We start from the raw sequence: 23,698 nt of genomic DNA on the forward strand, positions 1-23,698 counted from the left end.
GGCCGCGCTCTTGCGCGGCCCGTCTTTTCGTGATATGCTTCATTCCAAAGGAGGCAGATATCATGACAGAGCTGGAGACTTTGCAGAAGTGGCTGGACGAGAGCCGGCGCGGGGTGTTTTTCGGCGGCGCGGGGGTGTCTACAGAGAGCGGCGTACCCGACTTTCGCAGCGTGGACGGTCTCTATAATCAGAGCTACGACTACCCGCCGGAGACCATCATCAGCCACAGCTTTTTCCTCCGCGATCCGGAGGCGTTTTACCGATTTTACAAGGAAAAGATGCTCTATCTGGACGCCAGGCCCAACACCGCCCATAAAAGGCTTACCCAACTGGAGGCCGCGAACCGGCTGGCGGCGGTGGTCACGCAGAATATCGACGGCCTCCATCAGGCGGCGGGGAGCAAAACGGTCTACGAGCTCCACGGCAGCGTCCACCGCAACTATTGCATGAAGTGCCATAAATCCTTTGACGCCGCCTATGTCAAGCGTGCACAGGGCGTCCCCCGGTGCGATGTCTGCGGCGGTCTGGTAAAGCCCGACGTAGTGCTCTACGAGGAACCCCTGGATGGGGATGTTATGGAAAAGGCGGTCGCGGCCATCGCCGGGGCCGACCTGCTCATCGTGGGCGGCACATCCCTGGCGGTGTACCCGGCGGCGGGCCTTATCAACTACTACCGGGGCCACCGGCTGGTACTCATCAATAAAACGCCTACGCCCTACGACAGCCGGGCTGACCTGATCCTCACCGGCAAGATCGGTGCGCTTTTGGAACAGATCCGGGTATAAAAGGAACGCCGGGAGCGGCTGCTCCCGGCGTTTTTTGTATCAGTTGAACCTGCCGTCCATCTCAGGGATATGGAAAAAGGTATAATTGCCGCTGGCCAGCAGCTCCTCCTTCTGGTTGGTAACGTCCACATTCACATAGCAGGTGGTCTGGCCCCGGCGGCGCACCGTCCCCTTGGCCCTGACCGTGTCGCCCGGAAGCGCGCTGTGGAGGAAAGTAAAGCTGCTGGAAAGAGTAACATAGACCCGGCCGTCGGTGTGGGCGGCGGCGCCGCCGGCGCTGTCCGCCAAGGTGAACAGCGCGCCTCCATGGACAAGGCCCAAGGGATTCAGACTGCCCTCATAGACCTTGAGCTCCATCTGGGCCCAGTCCTCCCCCGCGTCCACAAACTCCATATGATTGATCTGCAGGAAGGGATTGTCATGAAAGTGCTGAAGAAGTCCTTCTTTATCTACCACGATTCTCTTACTCCTTCTTGTATGTATTGTTTTTATTATATCCTTAAATGGCCGGAAGCGCAATATTGACAAGAAAGAAAAAATAGGGTATCCTACTAAAAGTGTGAAAACACGGCATGGAGCGGTATCGAAGTGGTCATAACGGGACTGACTCGAAATCAGTTGACGGGCAACCGTCCGTGGGTTCGAATCCCACCCGCTCCGCCAAAGAGAGGCTAAGATCTTATGATCTTAGCCTCTCTTTCTCTATTTTGGGGAGAGGGAGCAAACCTTCCCTACCCCAGCATCACATCCAGAAGCATCATCACCGCAAAGCCGACGACGATGCCCATGGTGGCAAAGTAGGGATGGATCTTTTGATTTTGCTGGCACTCCGGGATCAGCTCGTGGACGGCCACCAGGATCATTGCCCCGGCGGCAAAGGCCAGCGCGAAGGGCAAAAAGGCCTCCACATACACCACCATAAGCGCCCCGAAAACGCCGGCGATGGGCTCCACCATACCGGAGGCCTGACCGATAAGAAAACTCTTCCCCCGGGAACAGCCCTCCCGCCGCAGAGGAAGGGACACCGCCGCACCCTCCGGGAAATTTTGAAGACCGATGCCCACGGCGATGGTCACCGCCCCCATGAGGGCCTCCGGGTTCCCGCCGTTGTGGAGGGCGCCGAAGGCCACGCCTACCGCCATCCCCTCCGGGATATTGTGGAGGGTGATGGACAGTACCAGCATCATGATGCGGTTAAACCGTCCCCCCTCCTCCGGAACGCTGTCCGCCTTGCGGCGGGCATAGCTCACCAGCTTATCTGACACCCACATGAACACTGCTCCGCACAGGAACCCACAAGTCACCACCAGCCAGGCCGGCACATTTAAGTAAGCCTCCGCCCGTTCTATAGCGGGCTGGAGCAGCGACCAAAAGCTGGCGGCGATCATCACTCCCGCGGCGAAACCCAGCATAAGGTTCATTGCTTTTTGGTTGGTATGTTTGAACAATATGACCGTTCCAGCGCCTAACGCCGTAACGAACCAAGTCCCCAATGTAGCAATGAGGGCCATAATGACAACATTATTCACGGAATCACCTCACCCTAATCTATGACGGGAGACAGGGGCGGGTGACGGTGCCCAGCGTACGCCGGACAGCGCGCAAAAAGACCCAGGGCCAAGCCCTGGGTCTTTTTCGTTCCATAGGATCCTCTTACTTGGCGTAAGCGGCGGCCTGTTCACCGGCGATCTTGCCGAAAACGGTGAAGTCGGCCACAGCGTTGCCGCCCAGACGGTTGGCGCCGTGGACGCCGCCGGTGACCTCGCCGGCGGCGAAGAGGCCGGGGATCACATTGCCGTCAGTGCCCAGGACTTCCGTGGAGGTGTTGATCTTCACACCGCCCATGGTGTGGTGGACGCCGGGGGCGATCTGGATGGCGTAGAAGGGCGCGCTGTCCAGGGGATTGGCGAAGCTGGTGCGGCCGAACTCCTCGTCCTTGCCGGCCGCCACGCAGGCGTTCCACTTCTCCATGGTCTCGGGAAGCACATCCTCGGGCACGCCCATGGCCTTGGCCAGGTCGGCGTAGGTGTCGCCCTGAACGGTGAAGCCCTTCTTGATGTAGCCGGCGATGACGCTGGAGGCGTCCACCATCTTCTGATCCACCACCAGCCAGGCGTTGCCGCCCGTCTGAGCCAGCTCAGCGGCGGAGACGGCATCACGGGTGCCCACCTCGTCGCAGAAGCGCAGGCCCTCGGCATTGACCAGAATGGCGCCGTCGCCGCGCAGACCCTCGGTGATCAGAGCGGAGGTGTTCTGCTCCACAGTGGGATGGATCTGGATCTGATCCATGTCCACAGTGGCAGCTCCCACGGCCTCGGCCATCTTGATGCCGTCGCCGGTGCAGCCGGGCGCGTTGGTGGTGACAAAGCCGTCCAGCTCAGGCTTGAGCTCGGCCACCATCTTCAGGTTGGCGCCGAAGCCGCCGCAGGCCAGGACGACGCTCTTGGCGTTGACGGTATAGCCCTCGGCCTTCACGCCCACGGCCTTGCCGCCGTCCATGAGGATCTCGGTCACAGGGGCGTTGAAGATGATCTCCACGCCGTTGTCGGCGCAGGCCTTCTCCAGAATGGGAACGATGTAACCGCCGACAGAGACGGTCTTGCCCTCGGCGTCCACGGGGCGGTGGATCCGCTTGACGGACGCGCCGCCGAAGGAGCCCACATTGTGCAGCTCGGCGCCGATACCGTCCAGCCAGTCGATGGCGGCGGCAGAATTATTGGCCAGGGCGCTGACAAGCTCCTTGTCATTGATCCCCTTGCCGCCCACCATGGTGTCCAGAATGAACAGGTTCACGCTGTCGAAGTAGCCGTTGGAGCCGGCGGCCTTCCAGTCGTCATACTCCTTCTGGACAGTCGCCACCAGGTCACTGAGCTCGGGGTAGGTCTCGGCGGCAGAGCCGAGGGTCTTCTCCACACCGGCGTTCTCGGTGAACTCGTTGGTGTCCTGCCACTCGGTCTTGGCGGCGTTCATGCCGCCGGTGGCTTTGACGGAGTTGCCGCCCACCATGGCGGTCTTCTCCAGGATGACGACCTTCTTGCCGGCCTGGGCGGCGGCAATGGCGGCGGTCATGCCGGCGCCGCCGGCGCCCACGACCACCACGTCCACATCCATAGTCTGCTCCTCGCCGTTGCCGCCTTCAACTTTGGAGTTAAAGTTGGCCACATCGGCCCCGGCCGCCGTCAGAGCGGCCTCCACGGCGCCCAGGAAGCCGTCGGAAGCCAGGGTGGCGCCGCTGATGGCGTCCAGGTTGATGGTCTGGTCGTTCAGAATGGAAGTCGTCAGCAGCTCAATGGCCTTGCCGCCGATCTCCGGGGTCTCATTGCTCTCGGTCACGTCGATCTTCTCGATCTTGCTCTTGTCCGCGGACAGAGTGACCTCCACCTTGATAGCGCCGCCGTAGCCGCTGCCCTCGCCAACGCCGGTGACGGCGTCCGCAGGCGCGGGGCTTTCCTTGCCCTCGTTGCTGCACGCAGCCAAGCCACAGATCATGGCCGCGGCCAGCAGCAGAGCGCCTAGTCTCTTCTTCATATTGTTCCTCTCCTTAAGTTTTGATTTGTATTGGGATTTTTCTCCCGAACAATGTGGTATTATAGCACCATGTTTTGGAATACGCAATAAAATTTGATAAAAAATTCACATTTTTCTGGCCATGTCAAAAAGGACCTCCCCTGCCGCAGGCAGAGAAGACCCTTTTTCCCATTATTCCATTATGTCGGCTGGAACCGCCCCTCCAGCCCGGAAGTCCAGGTCACCTCGTCCTCCCGTGTGACAAAGATGGCCTCGATCCCATCCAGGCTCTCAATGAAAGCAGTTCCCTTTTCCAAGCCCATGGCAAACACCGCGGTAGATAGCGTATCGGCGTCAAAGGCATCCGGGGCAATGATGGAAACGCCGGCCAGCTCATTCTGCACCGGCCAGCCGGTGGCGGTATCCAGAATATGGTGATAGCGCACTCCGTCCAGATCAAAGCCCCGCTCATAGATGCCGCTGGTGACCACAGCCTGATCCCTTACGGGCACAGCGCCCACCACGGCCTGCTGCTGAAGGCCCCGGGGATCCTGTATGCCAATATTCCAGTCGGTGCCATCGGGCTTACCGCCGATGGCCAGTACATTCCCGCCAAAGTTCAGAAAACCGCTCTCCACGCCCCGCTGCCGCATAAAATCGGCAATGCGGTCGGTGATATAGCCCTTGGCAATGGCCCCCAGGTCGATGGTGACGCCGGCGGGAAGCAGGACTCCCTCCTCGTCCATGTCGATCTGGGCCCAACCCACTTTCTCGGCGGCCTGGGCCAAGGCGGTCTCGTCAGGAAGGCGCCCCATCCCCTCCCCTGTGAAATCCCACAGGTCTACGCAGGCGCCGATGGTAATGTCAAAAGCTCCTTCAGAAAGGGCGGAGTACTCCAGCGCCTTTTCCAGGATCTCCCGGGTCTCGGGACTGACCTGGATCCGCTTTCCTCCCGCGTGGTTCAGATTCCAGACGTCAGAGCCCTCCACTGTCTTGCTCAGCAAGTCCTCATACCGCTGACATTCCGCCTGGGCGTCGGAGAGAAGCGTCTCGTCATCGGTGTAGATGTTCATGGTCACCACAGTGTCGAAGAAAAACGCCACCTGGCTTTTGGGCTCGGCCGGCGCAGTGGTGACGCGCGGAGCCACGGCAGGACCGCCGCCGCAGCCGGTCAGCGCCAGGGCCAGGGCCAATCCCCATATCAGCTTTTTTCTCATCCCTGTCCCTCCGCGCCGGGAAGCCGCAGCACCCGCACGATCTGCCGCCCGGCAATACCGGTGATGATGCCGGTGACTACGGCCGAGATCATCAGGGGAAAGACATAGAACAACAGCCCCGGCGTCTCCATAATGAGCGCGGCCACCAGGATCTGGCCCACGTTGTGGAATATCGCGCCTACCACCGACACGCCCACGATGGAGACGCTGTCCCGGCCCAGCTTTTTCACCAAAAGCATCATAACAAGGCTCAGAACGCCGCCACCCATACTATAAAAGAACGCCGCCGCCAGATTGCCCGACATAAAGCCGGTAAGCACCACCTTCATCAGCATCAGAAGCACCGCATACCTTGCCCCCAACAGATAGATGGCGTAGAGCAGCACTGTGTTGGCCAGTCCCAGCTTGATCCCCGGAGGCAGCGCCATCACAGCGGCGAGGAGGTTTTCCATATAGCCAAGCACCACCGCCGCCGCCGAGAGCAGGGCCAAACGGGTCAGCCGCTGGGTGGTGAACCGAGAAGAGGTTCGCTCCATATTACTCCCCGCCCTCCAATACCAGCTCCACCGTCACCTGGTTGGGCAGACAGACGATCCATTGCCGCAGGCCGCGCCGCTCATAATTCTCCATGGACATCTCCCCCTGGTAGACGCACTGCTTGTCCGGGCAGGTGGAGTCCATCATCCGGATGGCGCCGTCCTTGACCTCGATGTGGTTGACCACGCCGCTGCCCTGGTCGACCTCGATGACCTGATCCTCGTTCAGGGCCACCTCCTGATAAAGGTCGGCGCCCACATAGATCCGGGCATGTTCCACCACCGCGTTCCGACCGCTCAGCCAAACTGCCAGCATGCCGGCAGCGGCGATCAAAAGGGCCGCCAGAATGATCAGCACATCCTTCTTTTTCATCAGGCCAGTCTCATTTTCAGCCATGCTTTTGTTTCCTTTCCGTAAGTAGACGCTCCGCCGGTCTGCATCTGGAAGAAAAGGGCCGCCTATAGGCGGCCCTCCCTTTTGGTGCCGGTGGTGGGACTCGAACCCACACGGGGGATTAGCCCAACGGATTTTGAGTCCGTCACGTCTACCAATTCCATCACACCGGCATATTTTCTGTTCGGCTTTTTATTATACAGACTTTTTCCCTGAAGTGCAAGAGATTTTTTTCGCGCCGGCTCTCCACAACCTCTTGACAAAACCCTCCCGCTGGTGTACAATATTTCCATTGTAAAGTCATTCGACTTTACATTTCGTCACCAGGGAGGGATCCTCGTGAAAAACCAGGCTTACCGCATGGCACTGCTGTATGATTTCTACGGCGACATGCTCACCGACCGGCAAAAGGAGTTTTACGACCTTTATTATAATGAAGACCTCTCTCTCAGTGAGATCGCGGAGAATTACAGCATCTCCCGCCAGGGTGTCCGGGACGTGATCGTCCGGGCGGAGGCCACCCTCACCGAGCTGGAGGACAAGACGGGGATCATCCGCCGCTTCCACGTGATGCAGGACGAGCTCCGGGGCCTGTTGGCCGATGTGGATGCCATCGCCCAGCGCAATGCCGCCCAATATCGGGACGACGAGATCGAGGCGCTGACCGAGCGCATCTCCTCCGTGCTGAACAAGCTCAAGCAGGAGTGAGCCATGGCCTTTGAGGGACTGACTGAAAAGCTCTCCAACGCCTTCAAAAAGCTCCGGGGCAAAGGCCGCCTCACCGAGGCCGACGTGAAGGAGGCCATGCGGGAGATCCGTATGGCCCTGCTGGAGGCCGACGTGAGCTATAAGGTGGTCAAGGATTTTGTGGCCAAGGTGTCGGAGCGGGCCGTGGGCGCCGACGTGCTGGAGGCCCTCTCCCCCGCCCAGATGATCGTCAAGATCGTCAACGAGGAGCTCACCGAGCTCATGGGGGGCGAAGACGCCAAGCTGACCATCTCCTCCAAGCCCCCCACAGTCGTGATGATGGTGGGCCTTCAGGGCGCGGGCAAGACCACCAACGCCGCCAAGCTGGCAGGGCTGATGAAAAAGCAGGGCAAGCGGCCTCTTCTGGCGGCCTGCGACGTATACCGCCCCGCCGCCATCCAGCAGTTGGAGGTGGTGGGCGCCCAGCTGGATATCCCCGTGTTTCAGATGGGGCAGATCGACCCGGTGGACATCGCCTGCGCCGCCGTGGAGCACGCCAAAAAGCACGGCAATGACCTGGTGTTTCTGGACACCGCCGGGCGGCTCCACGTGGACGAGGAGCTGATGGCGGAGCTGCAGAACATCAAGGCCGCCGTCTCTCCCGACGAGATATTGCTGGTGGTAGACGCCATGATCGGCCAGGACGCGGTGAACGCCGCCAAGGCCTTTGACGACGCGCTGGATCTGACGGGCGTGATGCTCACCAAGCTGGACGGCGACGCCCGGGGCGGAGCGGCCCTCTCCATCAAGGCAGTGACCGGCAAGCCCATCAAGTTCGCGGGCACCGGAGAAAAGCTGGAGCAGGTGGAGATCTTCCACCCTGACCGGATGGCAAGCCGTATCCTGGGCATGGGAGACGTCCTCTCTCTTATCGAAAAGGCCCAGGAAAACTTCGATTTGAAGAAGGCCCAGGAACTGGAGCAGAAGCTGCGCAAGAATAAGTTCACCCTCACCGACCTCTACGACCAGTTGGTGCAGATGAAAAATATGGGCTCCCTCAGCGACCTTGCGGGGATGCTCCCCGGCATCGACGCTAAGGCCCTGGAGGGCGCCAACATGGACGATTCGGCCCTGGGCCGTACCGAGGCCATCATTCTCTCCATGACCCCCCAGGAGCGGGAGAACCCGGATGTGCTCAACAACAGCAGAAAAAAGCGCATCGCCGCCGGGGCGGGCGTGGGCGTGGTGGATGTGAACCGACTGCTCAAGCAGTTTGAGGCCATGCGCCAGATGACCAAGCAGATGAGCGACCCCCGGATGCGAAAGCTGGCCAAAAAGGGCCGCCTGCCCGGTATGGGCGGCATGGGTATGGGGCGAGGCTTTCCCTTCTAAACTACGTTGGTAAGCGCCGGAGCCCGGCGTTTCCAGATATACGAACGATAATTCTATGGAGGTGAAAATAAAATGGTCAAAATTCGTCTGCGCCGTATGGGCGCTAAGAAGGCTCCCTTCTACCGCATTGTGGTGGCGGACTCCCGCTATCCCCGTGACGGCCGCTTCATCGAGGAGATCGGCACCTACGACCCCACCGCCGACCCCGCTCAGCTGAAGGTGGACGCCGAGCGCGCCCAGGCCTGGATCAAGACCGGTGCTCAGCCCACTGAGACAGTGAAGGCTCTGCTGAAAAAAGCCGGCGCTATCTAAAAGGGAGGACAACACCAGATGAAAGAGCTCCTCACCTACATCGCCCAGAACCTGGTGGACAACCCCGATCAGGTGGAGGTCACCGAGCACGTGGGCGAGAGCGAGACCACCCTGGAGCTGCGGGTCGCCAGCGAGGATATGGGTAAGGTGATCGGCCGTCAGGGCCGCATTGCCAAGTGGATCCGTGTCCTCATGCGCTCCGTGGGTCAGCGGAAGGGTACACGGGTCTCGGTCGAGATCAGCGATTGAGTGAAAACGGCGGGGCTTCCCCCGCCGTTTTTTCATTTCCACCATAAGATTGGAGCGCGTTATGGACTACCGCTATCTGGATATGAACGCCTATCCCCGCAAGGCGCATTTTGACTATTTCAGCGCCATGGCCTACCCTTATGTGGGCCTCACCGCGGAGGTGGACATCACCGATTTCCTCCCCCAGGTCAGGGCGGCCGGCCTTCCCCTGTTCCTCTCTCTGTGCTACTGCGTCAGCCAGGCCGCTAACCGTGTGCTCCAGCTGCGTCAGCGCATTTTGGAGGGGAGGGTCGTGGAATTTGACCGATGCCAGACCTCCCACACCGTGGCTTTGGAGGACGGGACATACTGCTATTGTGCGTTGGACAGCGGCCGGCCCTTCTTCGACTATCTGTCCTATGCTGTCCAGGCCCAGGAGCGGGCCATGGCCCGGGGCGGCATTGAGGAGAGTGAAGAAGAGGCCCTGGACAAGCTGTTCATCTCCACCCTGCCCTGGCTCTCCTTCACCGGCCTTGTCCAGCCCGTCCCCTCCCCCGCCGACAGCAATCCCCGCATTACCTGGGGAAAGTATCACACTGCCGAGGGCCGGACGCTGCTGCCCCTCTCTATCCTCTGCCACCACGCGCTGGTGGACGGCGTCCATATTGCCGCTTTTTACTCCGCGCTGGCTGAGCAGCTCGCCGCTGTGAGCGGACTCATCCGTCAGCGGGAAACAGCGCACACCTAAAAGGAGCTTTTCTATGAAAAACCAATTTTTAGAGGCCGGACAGATCGTCAATACCCACGGGATCAAGGGCGAGGTGAAGATCATGCCCTGGGCGGATTCTCCGGAGTTCCTGTGCGCCTTCGACACCCTCTATATGGACGGCAAGCCCGTCAAGCTCCTCGCCGCCCGCCCCCACAAAACCATGGTGCTGGCCGCCCTGGAGGGGGTTGATACAGTGGAGAAGGCCATGAAGCTCAAGGGCAAAGTCCTCTCCATCGACCGTACTGGCGTAACGCTGCCCGACGGCCGGCACTTTCTGGCCGACCTCATGGGCCTCAGGGTGCTGGACGCCGCCTCTGGAGAGGAGCTGGGCGTCATTGCCGACATCCTCACACCGCCCGCCCACGAGGTCTATGTGGTCAGGGGCAAGGGCAAGGAGTACATGATCCCCGCGGTGGACGCCTTCCTGGCGGAGACCAATGTGGAGGACGGTTATATTAAGGTCAACCTCATCGAAGGGATGGAGAGCTGATGTACCGCATCGACATTTTGACCCTGTTTGACATGACGGTGGGGGATGTGCTCTCCGAATCCATTCTGGGCCGGGCCCAGGAGCGGGACTTTTTGCGCATTGAGACCCACCAGATCCGGGACTACACCCTCAACAAGCAGAAGCAGGTGGACGACTATCCCTACGGGGGCGGCCGGGGGGCGGTGATGCAGGCCGACCCCCTCTACCAGTGCTGGAAGCACGTGGTGGATTCCTTCGGCCCCGGCCGCACCATCTACTTCTCCCCCGCCGGAACCACCTTCCGGCAAGCGGATGCCAAGCGCCTGGCGGCGGATTACGACCACCTGATCCTGGTCTGCGGCCACTACGAGGGCATCGACGAGCGCTTCATCGAGGCGTATGTGGATGAGGAGATCTCCCTGGGAGATTTTGTCCTCACCGGCGGGGAGATCCCCGCTATGGCGGTGGCCGACGCGGTGAGCCGGCTGGTGCCGGGCGTGCTCCCCGATCCCGAGTGCTTTGAAAACGAGAGCCACTGGAACGGTCTGCTGGAATATCCTCAATATTCCCGCCCCGAGGAGTGGCACGGCAGGAAGGTGCCCTCCATCCTTCTCTCCGGCAACCACGCCCTCATTGAAAGGTGGCGGCGCAAGCAGGCCATCCTGCGGACAAAACGGCGCAGGCCGGATATGTATGAAAAGCTGGACTTGTCCTCCACGAAGGAGGATATCAAGCTGATGGGAGAGCTGCGGGAGGAATATCCGGAGGACTTTCCCCGCTGACCCCAAAACGGTGCGGAAGCCCTGAGCTTCCGCACTTTTTCTGTTTCGAGCCCGTTCCCCCCCGCTTTCCCTTTACTTTTCCTTTTCAATGTGTTATAATCCGAATGTAATTTCAAATATTAGATTCGGAGATACATTTTATGAGTTTCAAAATTATTGTGGACAGCTGCTGCGACCTCACCGCTCCTCAGTTCCATCAGGGGCCTTTCCTGCGGGTACCGCTGACCATCTCGCTGGCTGGGGAGGACATCGTAGACGACCACACCTTTGACCAGACCCATCTTTTGCTCCTTATGCGGGAGAACGACCAGCCCCCCAAGACGGCCTGTCCCTCCCCCGCCCAGTATCTGGATGCCTTTGACCAGGCCCAGGCCGACGACCTCTATGTGGTCACCCTCTCCGCCCTCCTCTCCGGCTCCCACAATTCCGCCGCCCAGGCCCGGGCCATCTGGCTGGAGGAGCACCCCAAGAGCAACGTGCACATCTTCAACTCCTGCTCCGCCGCCGCGGGAGAGGTCTGTGTGGCTATGAAGCTCCTGGAGCTGGCGGGCTCGGGCCGGGACTTCCAGACCGTGGTCAACGAGACCTCCAGATATATCTCCTCCATGACCACTTATTTTGTACTGGAAAACCTGGATCACCTGCGCAAAAACGGCCGCCTCACCGGGGCGCTGTCCCTGGTGACCGAGGCCCTGCGCATCAAGCTTCTCATGGGGGCCACCCCTGAAGGGGAGATCAAAAAGGTGGGCCAGGCCCTGTCGGTGAAGCAGGCGCTGAGCCGGATGGTGGCGCTGATGGCCGCCGATCCGGGCCACGTGGGCAAGACCCTCTCCATCGTCCACTGCAACAACGCGGAGCGGGCCTTCTACGTGCTGGAGCAGGTGAAAAAATCCTGCCACTTCAAGGATATCCTGATCTCTGACGCCCGGGGCGTCACCACGGTATACGCCAACGACGGCGGCGTGGTGGTGGCATTTTAAGAGAAAAAAAGAGGCCCGGTATCTTCGCGATACCGGGCCTCTTTTTTTCGTTTTACTCCGCCTTGGGGGATTCCTCAGCGGGAGCGGCGGGGGCGGTCTCCTCCGCCTTGGGCGCCTCCTGCACGGCAGGAGCGGCCTCCACAGGCTTGGCCTCCTCCACCGGGGCGGTGGCAGGCTTGGCCTCAGCCACGGGCGCGGCGGGGGCGGCGGGAGCCGCCGGCTTGGCCGGCGCGGGCTTCTTCTCCGGCACCACACCGTCCACGGTGATCAGGCCGCGGGGGCACTTCTGGGCGCAGATCCCACAGCCGATACACTTGTCATAGTCGATCTTGGCCAGGAAGTTGTCCATGGTAATGGCCTCTTTGGGGCAGGCCTTGGCGCACAGGGAGCAGCCGATACAGCCGTTGGTGCAGACCTTGGTGACCACGGGGCCCTTGGCGTGAGAGGAACAGGGAATGGCCACGTGCCGCTTGGTCTTGTAGGGCTCCAGCGCGATGATGTGGCGGGGGCAGACGTCCACGCACTTGGAACAGGCCTTGCACTTATCCTCGTCCACCACGGCCACGCCATTGATGACGTGGATGGCGTCAAAGGGGCAGACCTTTTCACAGGTGCCCATGCCCAGACAGCCATAGTCACAGCCCAGAGGGCCGCCGCCGGGCAGCCGGGAGGCCGCCAGGCAGTCCTTCACGCCCACATAGTTATACTTGGTGTGATCCACACCGCAGCCGGTGCAGCGCACGGCGGCGACCTGTCTTACCGTCTCGCCGGCGGACACGCCCATGATCTCAGCGATCTGGTTGGCCACAGCCTCGCCGCCGGCAGCGCAGGCATTGACAGGGGCGTTCCCTGCCACCACGGCGGCGGCATAGCCGGCGCAGCCGGGAAAGCCGCAGCCACCGCAGTTGGCGCCGGGCAGACACCCCACGATGGCCTCCTCCCGGGGATCCTTCTCCACGGCGAAGACCTTAGCGGCAAAAGCCAGGATGGCGCCGAACACCGCGCCCATCACCAGCAGCACCGCCACAGCATAAACAATAGTCATCATTGATTTTTCCTCCTTACCCGAAAAGCTTCAGGCCGGAGAACCCACCAAAGCTCAGCGCCAGCAGGCCGGCGGTGACCAAGGCAATGGGAAAGCCCTCAAAGGCCTTGGGGCACTCGGAATACTCCAGCTTCTCCCGCACGGCGGCAAAGAGATAGATGGCCAGCAGGAAGCCCAGGCCGCCGGTGACGCCATAGACCACGCTCTCCACAAAGCCATAGGTGTTCTGGGTGTTCTGGAGCACCACGCCCAGCACCGCGCAGTTGGTGGTGATGAGGGGCAGGTATACACCCAGGGCGGTGTACAGAGAGGGCATGGACTTCTGGAGGAACATCTCAATAAACTGCACCAGGGAGGCGATGACCAGGATGTAGACGATGGTCTGCATGAACACCAGGCCAGCCGGCTCCAGGACGAAGTGGTTGATGGGCCAGCACACGGCGGAGGCCAGGCCCATGACGAAGGTCACGGCCAGGCCCATGCCCGAGGCGGTATCCGTGGACTTGGACACGCCCATAAAGGGGCAGATGCCCAGGAACTGGGAGAAGATAAAGTTGTTGATCAGGATGGCGCCAAGGGCAATGGTGATCAGATTCTTCCAATCCATTATTTGGCCACCTCCTCTTTCTTTTCAGCCTTTTTGGGCTTATTCAGGAAATACTGCATGGCGGCGATGACGCAGGCCAGAGTCAGGAAGCCGCCCACAGGGCGGGACAGGCCGGCGATGGCAAACTCCGCGGGAAACACGGTGATACCCTTCGCGCCCTCGCCCAACAGGCCGCCGCCAAAGGTGCCGCCGCCCAGGAACTCCCGGACAACACACATGATAATGAGGATCACGGTGTAGCCCAGGCCCTGGAAGACGCCGTCCAGCGCGGAGGCGGCGATGCTGTTCTTGGAGGCAAAGGACTCCGCCCGGCCCAGGATGATGCAGTTGACCACGATCAGGGGAATGAACACACCCAGGCTGGCGGAAAGCTCCTTCAAATACGCCTTCAGGAACAGGTCTACCACCGTGACGAAGGTGGCGATGACCACGATGAAGCAGGCAATGCGGATCTTGTTGGGAATGATCTTCCGCAGTGCGGCAATGAAGATATTGGAGAGGGTCAGGATCACCAGCACGGAAATGCCCATGCCGACGCCGTTGAAGAGGCTGGTGGTGATGGCCATGACCGAGCACATGCCCAACAGCTGGACTGTGACCGGGTTCTGGGTGATCAGGCCCTCTTTGAACTGCTGTTTTACATTCATGTCACTGCCTCCTTAATTCAGCTCGGCCGCAGCGGCCAGAGCGGCGGTGACGCCGGCGGACACGCCCCGGGAGGTAATGGTGGCACCGGAGATGGAGGTGATCTCGCCGCCGTCCTTATCCACCTTCACCGTGCCGGACTTGCCCACATACTGGGCCCGCCAGGAGGCGTCCTCCTTGGCCACCGCGCCCAGGCCGGAGGTCTCGGCGCTGTCCAGCACCTCCACGCCGGAGACGGTGCCGTCAGCGTTCACACCCACCATAAGAGACAGGGTGCCGGAGAAGGAGTTGGCCGCGCAGTCCACCTCGATCACGTAGCCGGCGTCCCCGGCCTTGTAGGCGGAGAGGATGGCGGCGTCGGCGCCGGTGTAGTCCACCTCTTCGTAGTCGTCAGAGGCCAGCACCAGCTGCATGGCGGTCATCTTATCGCCCAGCTGGTTCATCTTGATCGCGTCGGCAGTCAGCATATAGACCCCGCCCAGCACCAGGGCGCAGACGGCGCAGATGGCGCCCAGGGTGAGGGTCAGCCTGCCCATGGAGGAGTCGTCCTTCTTCTTCTCATGGCTCCGGGGCTTCTTGGTAACAGCTTCACTCATGCCTTCGCCCCTCCTTTCTTCGCGGCTTTGGCGGCCTTCCGATCTTCCTTGGTGACGCCGAAGCGGCTGGGACGGGTATACTTCTCAATGATGGGCGTGCAGATGTTCATCAGCAGGATGGCATAGCTGACGCCCTCGGGATAGCCGCCGAAGTAGCGGATAAAGAAGGTCAGCAGACCGCAGCCCAGGCCGAAAATGATCTCGCCCTTGGGGGTGCAGGGGCTGGTGACGTAATCGGTCGCCATGAAGATCGCGCCCAGCAGCAGGCCGCCGCCGAAGAGCTGCGCGAGCATCCACTCAAGGTTGGGATTGCCCTTGGTGAAGATGACGCTCAGCACCGCCATGGTGACGATGTAGGCGCCGGGGATACGGATGTGGATAACGCCCCGCCACAGCAGGTACACACCGCCGGCCAGCAGGGCCACGGCAGAGACCTCGCCGATACAGCCGGGGACAGTGCCCAGAAACAGATCCTGCAGCGTGGAACCCGCATCGCCCAGCCAGGGCAGCGTGGCAGCGGCCACAGTGGAACCGTGCATGGTGCCCATGGGGGTGGCGCAGGAGACCGCGTCGGCCACCTTGTCAGTGATGCCCACCCACTCACCGGGCTTGGCCCAGGTGGTCATGAGGCTGGGATAGGACAGCATCAGGAATGCACGTCCGGCCAGGGCGGGATTCAGGAAGTTCTTGCCCAAGCCGCCGAAGAGCTGCTTGACCACAAACATGGCGAAGAAGTCGCCGATGAGGATACACCAGTAGGGCAGCCACACCGGGCACACAAAGGCCAGCAGCACGCCGGTCACGGCGGCGGACAGGTCTCCCCCGGTCTGGGGCTTCTTCAGCAGGAAGCGGTAGAGCCACTCAAAAAACTCACAGCCCACCACGCTCACGGCAGTGAGCAGCAGCGCCCGGGGGCCAAAGACATACACGGCCACGCACAGGGCGGGCACCAGGGCGATGAGCACGTCCATCATGAGAGAGCGGGTGCTCACCGGAGAGTTGACATGGGGCGAGGACGCGACTGTCAGCTTCAGTTCTTTCTTTTCATTCATGCTTTGGCCGCCTCCTTTTTAGCCTCGGCGGCGGCGCGGGCCTTGGCCTGCTCGTCGCGGATGGCAAATTTCGCCGTGCGGAAGGACTGGACAAGGGGCAAACGGGCCGGACAGATGTAGTTGCAGGAGCCGCACTCGATGCAGTCCATCACCCGCAGCTGCTCCACCTCAGACCACAGCCGCTTGTTCACCCGCATGCGCATGAACAGCGGGGTCAGACGCATGGGACAGGCGTCCACGCACTTGCCGCAGCGGATACAGGTCTGGGCGGGATCCTCCTCGGCCACCTCATCCTTCGTCAGGGAGAGGATGCAGTTGGTGGACTTCATCATGGGCACGTCCAGGTCGTAGATGGGGTTGCCCATCATGGGGCCGCCGTAGAGCACCCGGTCGGGATCCACCTTGAAGCCGCCGGCCATCTTGATGAGATGGCTGACAGGGGTGCCCACCGGCGCCATGACGTTCATGGGCTCGGCAACGGCGCCGCCGGTGAGGGTGACGCCCCGGCGGGTCAAAGGCTTGCCCTCGGTGACTGCGTCCCAGACGGCGGCGGCGGTGGCCACATTGCACACCACGCACTGCACATCGGCGGGCAGCTTGCCGGGAGGCACCTGACGGCCGGTGATCATCTGGATGAGCTGCTTCTCAGCACCCTGGGGATAACGGGTCTTCAGGCCCTCGATGTGCACATCGCCGGCTTCGCCCACAAGGGCCTTCAAATGCTCGATGGCGTCGGGCTTGTTCAGCTCGATGCCGATGGTGGCCTCCTTCAGGCCCACCGCCTTGGCCAGCAGCCGGGCGCCGCCGATGACGGCCTCGCCCCGCTCCAGCATGAGCCGGTGGTCGGAGGTGATATAGGGCTCACACTCCGCGCCGTTGAGGATCACAGTGTCCACCTTGCCGACTGCGCCGGAGAGCTTGACGTGGGTGGGGAAGCCCGCGCCGCCCATACCGGTGATACCGGCATTCTTGACGATCTCAATGATCTCCGCCCCGGTCAACGCTTCCACGTTCTCCCGGCGCTTGATGGCGGGATCTGGGGTGTCCTGGAAATCGTTTTCGATGACCACAGACATCATCATTCCGCCGCCGCCGTAGGGCCTGGGCTCCACGGCCACTACCTTGCCGGACACACTGGCGTGGATGGGCGCGCCCAGACCGGCGGTCTCGCCGATGAGCGTGCCGACCTTCACCTCGTCCCCTGCCGCCACAACGGGCTTGCAGGGAGCGCCCACGTGCATGGCCATGGGGATGACCACCTGGGCAGGCGCCTCCGCCATGGGTGCGGTGGCCTTGTGCTCGGTCAGATCCTTGTGCTCGGCGGGATGTACTCCGCCGAAAAACTGATGCAACATAGCCTCACCTCAATTTTCTCGCTTTCTCTTCCCCAGTGGAACTTTACAAACATTTATATTATAGTGGAGGTTTTCCCAAAAGTCCAGCCCCAAAGCGGTAAAAAAATGATGGAATTTTTATTTTAGACTCCCAGTTTAGTTTTTCCCTCCCTTTCCGCTCTATCACTTGACAAATCTGCTTCCGGGAAGTATGATACCTTCAATTGACAAGGAGGATCAGAGCCATGCGAATGACCTGCGCGCAAATCATCATGGAGTGCCTGCTGGAGCAGGGTGTGGATACCGTTTTCGGCTACCCCGGCGGCACGATCCTGAACGTATACGACGAGATGGAGCTCCACGGCTATAAAGATAAGATCCGCCATATCCTCACCGCCCATGAGCAGGGCGCCTGCCACGCCGCCGACGGCTACGCCCGCTCCACCGGCAAGGTGGGCGTGTGCTTTTCCACCTCCGGCCCCGGGGCCACTAACCTGACCACCGGCATTGCCACCGCCTATATGGACTCCTCCCCCATCGTGTGTATCACCTGCAACGTCAGTGAGAGCCTCATCGGCAAGGACTCCTTCCAGGAGGTGGATATCACCGGCATCACCATGCCCATCACCAAATGCAACTTCCTGGTGCGCTCTCCCGAGGAGCTGGCCGACGTGATCCGGGAGGCCTTCGCCATCGCCCGTTCGGGCCGGCCCGGGCCGGTGCTCATCGACATTCCCAAGAACATCACCGCCGCCGTGGCGGAATATGAGCCACTGCCTGTGGAGCAGCACGCCGCCCACGGCCGTCTGGCGGCCATGCTCCGCCGCTCCAGTCACGACCTGAAAACCCCGGAGCCCGACTTCGGAGATATCGACCGGCTGCTGGATCTGATCGCCAAGGCCAAGCGGCCCCTGGTGCTGGTGGGCGGCGGCGTCATCCGCTCCAAGGGGGCGGTTCCCCAGTTTCGCAAGTTTGTGGAGACCCTGAACGCCCCTGTGGCCTCCACCATCATGGGCGGCGGCGCGCTGCCCGGCGACCACCCCCTCTTTACCGGCATGATCGGCATGCACGGCTCCCACGCTTCCAACCTGGCCTCGGCGGAGTGCGACCTGCTCATCGCCATCGGCTGCCGGTTCTCCGACCGGGTGGCCACTGTCCCCGACGACTTTGCCAAGCAGGCCCAGATCGTCCAGATCGACATTGACCGCTCTGAGATCGACAAAAACGTGAAGACCGATCACCACATCATCGGGGACGCCAGAAGAGTGCTCCAGCTGCTCAACGAGAAGCTGCCCGACCACGACTATCCTCAGTGGAAGCAGTGGGTCTTCTCCCACCCGGAGGTGCCCCTGAAAAAGGACGAGATCCTCCACCCTCACGAGATCCTGGAGACCATCCAGGCCATCACCGGCGGCGAGGCCATCATTGCCACCGATGTGGGCCAGCACCAGATGTGGGCGGCCCAGTATTACCACTTCTCCCGCCCCGGTCAGCTGGTGACCTCCGGCGGCTTCGGCACCATGGGCTTTGGCATGGGCGCCGCTATCGGCGCCAAACTGGGCAACCCCGACAAGCCGGTGGTGCTCTGCACCGGAGACGGCTCCTTCCGCATGAACTGCAACGAGCTGGCCACCCTCTCCCACTACCACATCCCGGTCATCATCGCCCTGTTCGACAACCACACCCTGGGTATGGTGCGCCAGTGGCAGCACCTGATCTACGCCGAGCGCTACTCCCAGACCGACCTGGACTACGGCCCCGACTTCGTCAAGCTTTCCGATGCCTACGGTATCCCGGGAGAGCGGTGCGCCAACCAGGCCGAACTGGAAAAGGCCATGAAGCGGGCGCTGGAGAGCCAAAGCCCGTACTTCATCCAATGCGACATTGACAAGGACGCCATGGTGCATCCCATGGTGTCGGCGGGAACGCCCGTCACCGACTTTTTGCTGGATTGAGGAGGTGGAGGAAATGAAAAAGGAACAGTATACCCGCCACACCCTCTCCGTCCTGGTGGAAAACGCCTCCGGCGTCCTCTCCCAGGTCTCCCGCCTTTTCTCCCGGAAGGGCTACAACATCGAGTCCCTGGCCGTGGGCACCACCGACGACCCCGCCGTCAGCCGTATCACCATCGAGGTCATGGGAGATAACGCCATGATGGAGCAGCTGATGAACCAGCTGCGCAAGCAGTTCTCCGTCTACTCCGTCCAGGAGCTCCTCCCCCAGCGCTCCATCCGCCGGGAGCTGGTGATGTTTAAGGTGAAGGCCGAGACCTCCAATGTGCGCAACGAGATCGTCCAGATCGCCAACATTTTCCGGGCCTCTATCATCGACGTGTCCATCAAGTCCCTCACCATCGCCCTCATCGGTGACGAGAGCAAGGCCGAGGCCATGCAGAACCTGCTGGAGACCTTCGGTATCCTGGAGTTGGTCCGCACCGGCATGGTAGCCCTGGAGCGGGGCGCCTATACCATCAGCGACGACAACAAGGAGACCACCGAGTTCAATCTGGGCAAGAGCATCCTGTGAGAATGTATCATGTGTTACATTCTTTTCCCCTGCCCTATGCGATACTAAAACAAAATGGAAGCCACTACAAAATAAGGAGTGTTTATCATGGCAAAGATGTACTATGAGAAGGACTGCGACCTTTCCTACCTGGACGGCAAGAAGATCGCTATCATCGGCTACGGCTCCCAGGGCCACGCCCATGCCCTGAATCTGAAGGATTCCGGCTGCGACGTGTGCGTGGGCCTGCGGGAGGGCTCCAAGAACTGGGCCGCCGCCGAGAAGGCCGGCCTCCAGGTCAAGACGGTGGCCGAGGCCGCCAAGTGGGGCGACATCGTGATGCTGCTCATCAACGACGAGGTGCAGGCCGACGTCTATAAGCGGGACATCGCCCCCAACCTGGTGGATGGCAACGCGCTGGCCTTTGCCCATGGCTTCAATATCCGCTATCAGCAGATCGTCCCTCCCGCCGGGGTAGATGTGTTCATGGCGGCCCCCAAGGGCCCCGGCCACACCGTCCGCTCCACCTATGTCAGCGGCAAGGGCGTGCCCTGCCTGGTGGCCGTGGAGCAGAACGCCACCGGCAACGCCTATAAGATCGCCCTGGCCTACATTGCCGGCATCGGCGGCGCCCGGGCGGGCGTGATGGAGACCACCTTCCACGACGAGACCGAGACCGACCTCTTCGGCGAGCAGACCGTGCTGTGCGGCGGCGTGGTGGATCTGATGCAATGTGGCTTCGAGACCCTGGTGGAGGCCGGCTACGAGCCGGAGAACGCCTATTTCGAGTGCATCCACGAGCTGAAGCTCATCGTTGACCTCATCAACAAGGGCGGCGTGGCGGCCATGAACTTCTCCATCTCCGACACCGCCGAGTTCGGCGAGTACGTCTCCGGCCCCCGTGTCCTGCCCCACGACGAGGTGAAGGCCAACATGCGCAAAGTCCTCTCCGACATCCAGGACGGCACCTTTGCCGGCAAGTGGATCGCCGAGAACAAGAACGGCCGCACCTTCTTCAACTCCAAGCGGGCTCAGCTCAAGAAGCACCCCATGGAGGTCGTGGGCGAAGAGCTGCGCAAGAACATGATCTGGGGCGGCGACGCCGACCTGGACACCGCCTCCAACTAAAGATTCCCATTGCAATAAAACGACCCGCCCTGTGGGAGCTTCCACAGGGCGGGTTTTCTTGTGTTGCGCTTCTCTTATTCGTGCTTTTTCGCCGCCGCCATGATGGGGATAAAAAAGCTCAGGCAGGCGAAGAGGGTCACGCCCAGCAACGCCCCGGCGGGCAGAAGCACCCTGGCCGCGGCGAAGACGGGCGGATAGACCACCGCCGTTCCCAGCAGCCAGGCCCTGGCGGCACGCAGGATATGAGGCCAGTTGCTGTTATTGAAGCGCACCCCGGGAATGTTCATGCGAAACCAGCCGTCGCTGTAATAGTTCAGACTGTTCTCATCATAAAAGGCGGGCAGGCGCTCCTTGGCGGCGAAGCAGAAATAGGCCCCGAACCCCAGAGTCAGAGCCTCCACCAGCATGAGATAGTCCCACAGCTCCAGCGCAGTCAAACGGCCTATATTGACCAGAAGCATGACCTCCACCGCCGCCAGGGCAGTGCAGACCACCCAGGCCCGCCGCCAGAAGCGGCGGCTCCTCTCCCCCCTCTCCCGCTCCTCCGCCGAAAGCTGAAGAGCCTTATTGACAAGTTCTTTCACTTCACAGCTATCCAAGGCCTCCTCCGCAAGCCGCTCCCCCTTCAAAAGCTCAGCCACCGACACGCCCAAAAGCTCCGCCAACGGCATCAAAAGACTGATATCAGGAAGACTTTGCCCCCGCTCCCACTTGCTCACCGCTTTGTTGGATACAAAGAGCCGCTCTGCCAGCTCCTGCTGCGTAAAGCATTTTTCCTTGCGTAATTCGCTTAAAAAGATGCCGAAGCGTTCCCGGTCGATCTGCTCCATTCTCTCCCGCCTCCTTTGCCCTTTCAGCATAGCATTTCCCAGACTTTCCGTCAATCCACAGGTGGTAGAATGGGCCGTTTTCCTTGACGCTGGGGCTTTGAGAGAGTAAAATAGTTGCAACATTCCCTTTTAAGGAGGAATCCCCATGCGCAGTGATAATGTGACAAAGGGCGCCGAGCGCGCCCCCAACCGCTCCCTCTTTTATGCCCTGGGTTACACCAAGGAGGAGCTGGAGCGCCCCCTCATCGGCGTGGTCTGCTCTCAAAATGAGATCGTCCCCGGCCACATGAACCTGGACAAGATCGCCGAGGCGGTGAAGGCCGGCATCCGCTCCGCCGGCGGCACCCCCGTTGAGTTCCCCGCCATCGCCGTATGCGACGGCATTGCCATGGGACATGTGGGCATGAAATACTCCCTGGTCACCCGGGAGCTCATCGCCGACTCCACCGAGGCCATGGCCATAGCCCACCAGTTCGACGGCCTGGTGATGATCCCCAATTGCGACAAAAACGTTCCCGGCCTGCTCATGGCCGCCGCACGGCTCAATATTCCCACCATATTCTGCTCCGGCGGGCCTATGATGGCGGGCACCATGCAGGGCGGCCGGCGCACCTGCCTTTCCCATATGTTCGAGGCGGTGGGCGCCTATAAGGCGGGCAAGCTGGACGACGCGGGGCTGGAGGAATACGAGGAGAATGCCTGCCCCACCTGCGGCTCCTGCTCCGGTATGTACACTGCCAACTCCATGAACTGCCTCACCGAGGGCATCGGCATGGCCCTGCGGGGCAACGGCACCATCCCGGCGGTCTACTCCGCCCGGCTGCGCCTGGCCAAGCACACCGGCATGCAGATCATGGAGCTGGTGAAAAAGAACATCCGCCCCCGGGATATCATGACCGAGGCCGCCTTCCACAACGCCGAGGCCCTGGACATGGCGCTGGGCTGTTCCACCAACTCCATGCTCCACCTGCCCGCCATCGCCCACGAATGCGGCATCGAGCTGAGCTTCGACATGGCCAACGCCATCTCCTCCAAGACCCCCAACCTCTGCCATCTGGCCCCCGCGGGCGACACCTACATCGAGGATCTGGAGCGGGCCGGCGGCGTGTATGCCGTGATGAAGGAGCTGACCCGCAAGGGCCTTCTGGATACCACTCTCATGACCTGCACCGGCAAGACCATCGCCGAGAATCTGGCGGGGGTGGAAAACCTGGATCCCACCATCATCCGTCCCATTGACAACCCCTATTCCCCCTACGGCGGCATCGCCGTGCTCAAGGGCTCCCTGGCTCCCGAGGGTTGTGTGGTGAAGCAGGCCGCCGTAGACCCGGCCATGATGGTACATACCGGCCCCGCCCGTGTTTTCGACTGCGAGGAGGACGCCATCGCCGCCATCTACGCCGGTAAGATCGTCTCCGGAGACGTGGTGGTCATCCGCTACGAGGGCCCCAAGGGCGGCCCCGGCATGCGGGAGATGCTCAACCCCACCTCCGCCATCTGCGGCATGGGCTTGGGCGAGCGCGTGGCCCTCATCACCGACGGCCGGTTCTCCGGGGCCACCCGGGGCGCCTCCATCGGCCATGTCTCCCCCGAGGCCGCCCTGGGCGGGCCCATCGCCTTCGTGGAGGAGGGCGATATCATTGACATCGACATCCCCAACCACACCATCGAGCTGAGGGTGGACAAGACCGTGCTGGAAGCGCGCAAGGCCAAGTGGGTCTGTCCCGAGCCCCGCATCAAGACCGGCTACCTCTCCCGGTACGCCAAACTGGTCACCTCCGCCGCCAAGGGCGCAGTGCTGGAGTAAGCCGTTTTTGAAAGAAGCCGCGGCCAGGAATCTACCCGGATTCCATTATACTTTGCCAGCGTTAAAATATGACGCTCCATATAGTCCTCCC

26 protein-coding genes and 2 tRNA genes are annotated in these 23,698 nt (G+C 61.4%); 14 read left to right on the plus strand and 14 right to left on the minus strand.

Features of this window, described 5'->3' with window-relative positions; all coding sequences use genetic code 11:
• Positions 1-62 precede the first annotated feature (62 nt).
• Positions 63-785: an NAD-dependent protein deacylase gene (locus tag NFR87_RS08905; RefSeq protein WP_251449016.1), complete on the plus strand. Its 723-nt coding sequence runs from the start codon at positions 63-65 to the stop codon at positions 783-785.
• A gap of 39 nt (positions 786-824) precedes the next feature.
• On the opposite strand, the gene NFR87_RS08910 is transcribed toward NFR87_RS08905, so the two are convergent.
• Complete coding sequence (locus NFR87_RS08910; protein WP_251449017.1) at positions 825-1,241, minus strand: PaaI family thioesterase; 417 nt, start codon at positions 1,239-1,241, stop codon at positions 825-827.
• Positions 1,242-1,359: 118 nt separating this feature from the next.
• Between NFR87_RS08910 and NFR87_RS08915 the strand changes: the two genes are divergently transcribed.
• A tRNA-Ser gene (locus NFR87_RS08915) sits at positions 1,360-1,448 on the plus strand.
• Between the two features lie 68 nt (positions 1,449-1,516).
• Here NFR87_RS08915 and NFR87_RS08920 read toward each other — a convergent pair.
• From NFR87_RS08920 to NFR87_RS08945, 6 genes are all read right to left on the minus strand, one after another.
• The gene (locus tag NFR87_RS08920) at positions 1,517-2,296 is read right to left on the minus strand and encodes a ZIP family metal transporter (protein WP_251449041.1); all 780 of its coding nucleotides are present in this window, start codon (positions 2,294-2,296) and stop codon (positions 1,517-1,519) included.
• A 142-nt stretch (positions 2,297-2,438) separates the two neighbouring features.
• Positions 2,439-4,313: a flavocytochrome c gene (locus tag NFR87_RS08925; protein ID WP_251449018.1), complete on the minus strand. Its 1,875-nt coding sequence runs from the start codon at positions 4,311-4,313 to the stop codon at positions 2,439-2,441.
• 179 nt (positions 4,314-4,492) lie between these two features.
• On the minus strand, positions 4,493-5,509 hold the full coding sequence (locus NFR87_RS08930) for an FAD:protein FMN transferase (RefSeq protein ID WP_251449019.1): 1,017 nt from the start codon (positions 5,507-5,509) through the stop codon (positions 4,493-4,495).
• Positions 5,506-6,045, minus strand: a complete 540-nt coding sequence (locus NFR87_RS08935; RefSeq protein WP_251449020.1) for a Gx transporter family protein — start codon at positions 6,043-6,045, stop codon at positions 5,506-5,508. The genes NFR87_RS08930 and NFR87_RS08935 overlap by 4 nt, the downstream gene beginning before the upstream one ends.
• Position 6,046: 1 nt before the next feature.
• Positions 6,047-6,442 (minus strand): NusG domain II-containing protein, encoded by a 396-nt coding sequence (locus NFR87_RS08940; RefSeq protein WP_251449021.1) that lies wholly within the window; start codon positions 6,440-6,442, stop codon positions 6,047-6,049.
• An 82-nt stretch (positions 6,443-6,524) separates the two neighbouring features.
• Positions 6,525-6,612 (minus strand) — tRNA-Leu (locus tag NFR87_RS08945).
• Between the two features lie 166 nt (positions 6,613-6,778).
• Between NFR87_RS08945 and ylxM the strand changes: the two genes are divergently transcribed.
• The 8 genes from ylxM (at position 6,779) to NFR87_RS08985 (ending at position 12,058) form a co-directional block, all read left to right on the plus strand.
• Positions 6,779-7,147, plus strand: coding sequence for a YlxM family DNA-binding protein (gene ylxM / locus NFR87_RS08950; RefSeq protein ID WP_251449022.1), 369 nt, complete (start codon positions 6,779-6,781; stop codon positions 7,145-7,147).
• A gap of 3 nt (positions 7,148-7,150) precedes the next feature.
• Positions 7,151-8,518 carry a signal recognition particle protein gene (gene ffh, locus NFR87_RS08955; protein WP_251449023.1) on the plus strand — a complete coding sequence of 456 codons (1,368 nt, stop codon included), beginning with the start codon at positions 7,151-7,153 and terminating at the stop codon, positions 8,516-8,518.
• Positions 8,519-8,590: 72 nt separating this feature from the next.
• Positions 8,591-8,830 carry a 30S ribosomal protein S16 gene (rpsP, locus tag NFR87_RS08960; RefSeq protein WP_251449024.1) on the plus strand — a complete coding sequence of 80 codons (240 nt, stop codon included), beginning with the start codon at positions 8,591-8,593 and terminating at the stop codon, positions 8,828-8,830.
• Between the two features lie 18 nt (positions 8,831-8,848).
• Complete coding sequence (locus NFR87_RS08965) at positions 8,849-9,079, plus strand: KH domain-containing protein (RefSeq protein WP_251449025.1); 231 nt, start codon at positions 8,849-8,851, stop codon at positions 9,077-9,079.
• A 61-nt stretch (positions 9,080-9,140) separates the two neighbouring features.
• On the plus strand, positions 9,141-9,806 hold the full coding sequence (locus tag NFR87_RS08970; RefSeq protein ID WP_251449026.1) for a CatA-like O-acetyltransferase: 666 nt from the start codon (positions 9,141-9,143) through the stop codon (positions 9,804-9,806).
• Positions 9,807-9,819: 13 nt separating this feature from the next.
• Positions 9,820-10,317: a ribosome maturation factor RimM gene (gene rimM / locus NFR87_RS08975; protein ID WP_251449027.1), complete on the plus strand. Its 498-nt coding sequence runs from the start codon at positions 9,820-9,822 to the stop codon at positions 10,315-10,317.
• Complete coding sequence (trmD, locus tag NFR87_RS08980; RefSeq protein ID WP_251449028.1) at positions 10,317-11,078, plus strand: tRNA (guanosine(37)-N1)-methyltransferase TrmD; 762 nt, start codon at positions 10,317-10,319, stop codon at positions 11,076-11,078. The genes rimM and trmD overlap by 1 nt, the downstream gene beginning before the upstream one ends.
• Before the next feature lie 140 nt (positions 11,079-11,218).
• Complete coding sequence (locus tag NFR87_RS08985; RefSeq protein WP_251449029.1) at positions 11,219-12,058, plus strand: DegV family protein; 840 nt, start codon at positions 11,219-11,221, stop codon at positions 12,056-12,058.
• A 52-nt stretch (positions 12,059-12,110) separates the two neighbouring features.
• Here the strand turns inward: NFR87_RS08985 and NFR87_RS08990 are convergent, their stop codons facing one another.
• The 6 genes from NFR87_RS08990 to rsxC are packed head-to-tail and all read right to left on the minus strand — an operon-like array spanning position 12,111 to position 17,358.
• The gene (locus NFR87_RS08990) at positions 12,111-13,106 is read right to left on the minus strand and encodes an RnfABCDGE type electron transport complex subunit B (protein ID WP_251449030.1); all 996 of its coding nucleotides are present in this window, start codon (positions 13,104-13,106) and stop codon (positions 12,111-12,113) included.
• A gap of 13 nt (positions 13,107-13,119) precedes the next feature.
• On the minus strand, positions 13,120-13,710 hold the full coding sequence (locus tag NFR87_RS08995) for an electron transport complex protein RnfA (RefSeq protein ID WP_251449031.1): 591 nt from the start codon (positions 13,708-13,710) through the stop codon (positions 13,120-13,122).
• Positions 13,710-14,357, minus strand: coding sequence for an electron transport complex subunit RsxE (gene rsxE / locus NFR87_RS09000; RefSeq protein WP_251449032.1), 648 nt, complete (start codon positions 14,355-14,357; stop codon positions 13,710-13,712). The genes NFR87_RS08995 and rsxE overlap by 1 nt, the downstream gene beginning before the upstream one ends.
• A gap of 12 nt (positions 14,358-14,369) precedes the next feature.
• The gene (locus tag NFR87_RS09005; protein WP_251449033.1) at positions 14,370-14,951 is read right to left on the minus strand and encodes an RnfABCDGE type electron transport complex subunit G; all 582 of its coding nucleotides are present in this window, start codon (positions 14,949-14,951) and stop codon (positions 14,370-14,372) included.
• Positions 14,948-16,003, minus strand: a complete 1,056-nt coding sequence (locus NFR87_RS09010; RefSeq protein WP_251449034.1) for an RnfABCDGE type electron transport complex subunit D — start codon at positions 16,001-16,003, stop codon at positions 14,948-14,950. Before NFR87_RS09010 ends, NFR87_RS09005 begins: the two co-directional genes overlap by 4 nt.
• Positions 16,000-17,358, minus strand: coding sequence for an electron transport complex subunit RsxC (gene rsxC, locus NFR87_RS09015; protein WP_251449035.1), 1,359 nt, complete (start codon positions 17,356-17,358; stop codon positions 16,000-16,002). The genes NFR87_RS09010 and rsxC overlap by 4 nt, the downstream gene beginning before the upstream one ends.
• Before the next feature lie 224 nt (positions 17,359-17,582).
• Here rsxC and ilvB point away from each other — a divergent pair, with 224 nt between their 5' ends.
• The 3 genes from ilvB to ilvC all read left to right on the plus strand — a co-directional run bounded on the left by ilvB (position 17,583) and on the right by ilvC (position 20,970).
• Positions 17,583-19,292, plus strand: a complete 1,710-nt coding sequence (gene ilvB, locus NFR87_RS09020; RefSeq protein WP_251449036.1) for a biosynthetic-type acetolactate synthase large subunit — start codon at positions 17,583-17,585, stop codon at positions 19,290-19,292.
• Between the two features lie 13 nt (positions 19,293-19,305).
• Positions 19,306-19,863 (plus strand): acetolactate synthase small subunit, encoded by a 558-nt coding sequence (gene ilvN, locus NFR87_RS09025; protein ID WP_251449037.1) that lies wholly within the window; start codon positions 19,306-19,308, stop codon positions 19,861-19,863.
• 87 nt (positions 19,864-19,950) lie between these two features.
• Positions 19,951-20,970, plus strand: coding sequence for a ketol-acid reductoisomerase (gene ilvC, locus NFR87_RS09030; protein WP_251449038.1), 1,020 nt, complete (start codon positions 19,951-19,953; stop codon positions 20,968-20,970).
• Between the two features lie 74 nt (positions 20,971-21,044).
• Here ilvC and NFR87_RS09035 read toward each other — a convergent pair whose 3' ends face one another.
• Positions 21,045-21,800: a helix-turn-helix domain-containing protein gene (locus NFR87_RS09035; RefSeq protein ID WP_251449039.1), complete on the minus strand. Its 756-nt coding sequence runs from the start codon at positions 21,798-21,800 to the stop codon at positions 21,045-21,047.
• 145 nt (positions 21,801-21,945) lie between these two features.
• On the opposite strand from NFR87_RS09035, the gene ilvD reads away from it, so the two are divergent.
• Positions 21,946-23,607 (plus strand): dihydroxy-acid dehydratase, encoded by a 1,662-nt coding sequence (gene ilvD, locus NFR87_RS09040; protein ID WP_251449040.1) that lies wholly within the window; start codon positions 21,946-21,948, stop codon positions 23,605-23,607.
• The last annotated feature ends 91 nt before the right edge of the window (positions 23,608-23,698 follow it).

It is taken from the genome of Vermiculatibacterium agrestimuris (genome assembly GCF_943193085.1).
Classification (GTDB): domain Bacteria; phylum Bacillota; class Clostridia; order Oscillospirales; family Oscillospiraceae; genus Vermiculatibacterium; species Vermiculatibacterium agrestimuris.